The organism is Cryobacterium sp. MDB2-A-1 (assembly GCF_004402675.1).
In the GTDB taxonomy this organism is placed as follows: Bacteria; Actinomycetota; Actinomycetes; order Actinomycetales; family Microbacteriaceae; genus Cryobacterium; species Cryobacterium glucosi.
Map to the genome: position 1 here is coordinate 1 of NZ_SOFK01000061.1, position 2,913 is coordinate 2,913.

A 2,913-nucleotide genomic window follows, 5' to 3' on the forward strand; every position below is an offset into this window, starting at 1 on the left:
CTCCCAATTCGGTCATGGATGTCGAAGAGAATCCGACGTGGTCCACACTGCCCGCGTCCTGTTCGAGAAGTGTGAGATCAATGTTCGGGTTCGGTAAGGCCGGCACATCGGGTCAGCCAGATCGGGCTCGGGAAGATCGACACCACCCTCGTCGCACACGTAGCGGAACAGGTCATGGCCAACCTCGAGACTGCCACCAAATAGGTCCAAAACCGGTCTCGCGACAGCCACGCCGGCATGGCACTGGCCAGAGGTGTGTCGTCGTCATTGGAATGATTTTCCGGCTTGTCCCCGCTTCAAGCGATAGGACCCTGTTTCAACCGGAGGTTTTGGTCGCGCAACGGCTATGTGTGTACTTCTGTGTGTACCTAGGAGATTTCGGGATTCTTATATCCCGATCAAAAGCATTTTTGTGCCTAAAGTAATGTCGCTTTCGATTGTGTCCTAAGGAAACGGTTGGGGGTTCGAATCCCTCCAGGGGCACACTTTTCCTCACCAGATCACGCCTAATTGGCATTTTCGGTCAGTTCTGTAGCCGATATCCGCCGCTTCTCTCTGCTTCCTTGTCTGTACCAAATAGGGAATGGTTTGACCGAGTCGGCAAGCCTATGCCGCGGTGAGACTCCGGACTTTTGGACACTACCGGCTTCAATGATCAAAGGGCGAGATGAGCGGGCCGCTTGACGTTATTCAAGTTCCGGGCGGGCAACCAAAAACGAATCTGTCGTAGAGGAACGATTACCACTTGTAGGACGGCAGCAGGTAAGAGGCGAGAGCCCAGTGTCGGTGGCCACTGATCAGATCTTCGCGGTGTGAAGTCTCGTTCTCAATCTGACAGTTCTGTCCCCTGACCTTGCTGACAGTTCTGTCTCAGGACCTGCCTGACACTCCGAATGGAGGTCCTCGCTCGAGGGCCTCCATTCGGCACCGGGCTGCGGATCCTCCACGATCAGGTCATGGCACATGACCCAGCTCGAACCGACCTCCGCCTCATCATCGCGTCGTGGCCCGAGGACGCCCCACGAGGGGCCGTAACGCGGTTCTGCCGAGAACACAACGTGTCCCGGGAATGGTTCTATGCGACCCGCAAACACGTCACCGAGGCCGGACTCCCGCACGCGTTAGTCGCTCGCTCGAGCCGGCCGAAGACCTCGCCGGCGAAGGTCTCCGAACTCGTCGAACGCCTGGCTCTCGAGGCCCGCGCCCGGCTCGGCGGCGCAGGCTGGGACAACGGTCCCCTCTCGGTCAAGTACGAGCTCGAGAAGTTGGGAATCGAGTCTCCGTCGCGGTCGACGCTGGCCCGGATCTTCACCCGGAACGCAGTCGTAACTCCGCAACCCAAGAAGCGTCCCAAGAGTAGCTACATCCGATTTGAATACGCCGCTCCGAACGAAATGTGGCAGCTCGACGCCACCGACTACACCCTCCGTGGCGGCGCCGTCGTGGCGATCTTCCAACTCAACGACGACCACTCGCGCTTCCAGATCGCCTCGCTCGCTGCGCGCTCTGAGAACGCCGAAGACGCCGTGAAGGTCGTCACGATCGGCATGAACCGCCACGGCACCCCACAACGCCTCCTGACCGACAACGGGACCGCGCTGAACCCCAGCCGGCGCGGCTGGACCGGAGACCTGACCGCCCTGATGCTCAGCCGGGGCGTCCAACCCATCGCCTCATCCGTCGGCCACCCCCAAACTCAAGGCAAGAACGAACGCGGCCATTCCACTCTCGCCCGCTGGCTGGCCGCCCGTCCCGCTGCGAACGACCTGGCCGAGCTGCAAACCCAACTCGACACATTCGACAAGCTCTACAACGAGGAACGCCCGCACCAGTCCCTTCAGATGCAGACACCCCACCAGCGCTACTACGCCACGCCCAAAGCACCCGAACCGACCCCGCCGCTCGCGCCCGCGCCCCTGCCGTCGAAGCCCCGGCAGCACGCACGCAAGACCACACCAAACGGTGTCCTGACCGTCGCCCACATGCGCATTCAAATGGGTCGCGATCAAGCCAACCGCACCTTCAACATCGTCATCGAAACCAACACCGTCCACATCTTCGACGCCGAGGGAACCCACATCATCACTCACCCGATAGGCCCCAAAGGCAGCTACGTCGGCAACGGCAAACCCCGCGGCTTCCTCGCCAACCAGCCCAAGAAACCCCAAGCTCCCGACGAGCCCGCAACATCCTGACCCGAGTGTCAGGGACGTCCCGAGACATGAAGTGTCAGGGACGTCCCGAGACAGCACAGCTTGGTTCTGGGTGCTCTGATGGAGCCAAGGTGGGTGTGCACAAGGCAGTGCACGAGAGTTACCGGCGCAGGCGTTTCTACATCTGTTGTGTTGATACGGCATACCCAGCCGAGTCATAGAGCGCCACTGCGGGGCGGTTGTGTCCGAAAACGTTCAGCTCCAGCGAGTGCACGCCAGCATCCATCACAGCATCCTCGACGGCTTCGAGTAGAGCACGCCCCAGGCCCCTGCCACGTCGCTGCTCGGCGACCTCAATGTCATACAGGAACGCCATGTCCGGAGCTCCACGCGGATGATCCAGGCCGATCCACGCACGGCCAACTGGCTCTCCGTCGGCGCTGAATCCGCGAAGAATCAACATCCTCGGAGTACTGAGTCCCTGGGGAAGGAGTTCAGAATTGGATTCGAGCGCACGACGAACGGATCCGTCGGCCGCCCAGCGCCCGGCGGTAACCTGTTCGGCCGCGAACTCCTCGGCAATCGTCAGCTGCCAGCTGTCGAACTCAGTCTCCGTCATCGTGCGGACCTTCACCTCATTCATGAGGCAATGATTGCAGTGGGGACTATACGATTTTCGGTGTAACTCCTAACAATGGAGGTGCCTGATGACTGATGTGATTCTTGGCGTGATGGAGGACGAGGCCGTGGCGACGGTGAA

The 2,913-nt window shown here is 60.6% G+C and carries 2 protein-coding genes; one reads left to right on the plus strand and one right to left on the minus strand.

The window, feature by feature from the left end:
- Positions 1–1,058 precede the first annotated feature (1,058 nt).
- The gene (locus E3O39_RS18805; RefSeq protein WP_166787277.1) at positions 1,059–2,195 is read left to right on the plus strand and encodes an integrase core domain-containing protein; all 1,137 of its coding nucleotides are present in this window, start codon (positions 1,059–1,061) and stop codon (positions 2,193–2,195) included.
- Between the two features lie 136 nt (positions 2,196–2,331).
- On the opposite strand, the gene E3O39_RS18810 is transcribed toward E3O39_RS18805, so the two are convergent.
- On the minus strand, positions 2,332–2,796 hold the full coding sequence (locus E3O39_RS18810; protein WP_134446629.1) for a GNAT family N-acetyltransferase: 465 nt from the start codon (positions 2,794–2,796) through the stop codon (positions 2,332–2,334).
- Between the last annotated feature and the right edge of the window lie 117 nt (positions 2,797–2,913).

Excerpts from the sequence above, each read along its gene's own strand:
- E3O39_RS18810 (WP_134446629.1), bottom strand. The coding sequence starts at position 2,796 with ATGAATGAGGTGAAGGTCCGCACGATGACGGAGACTGAGTTCGACAGC.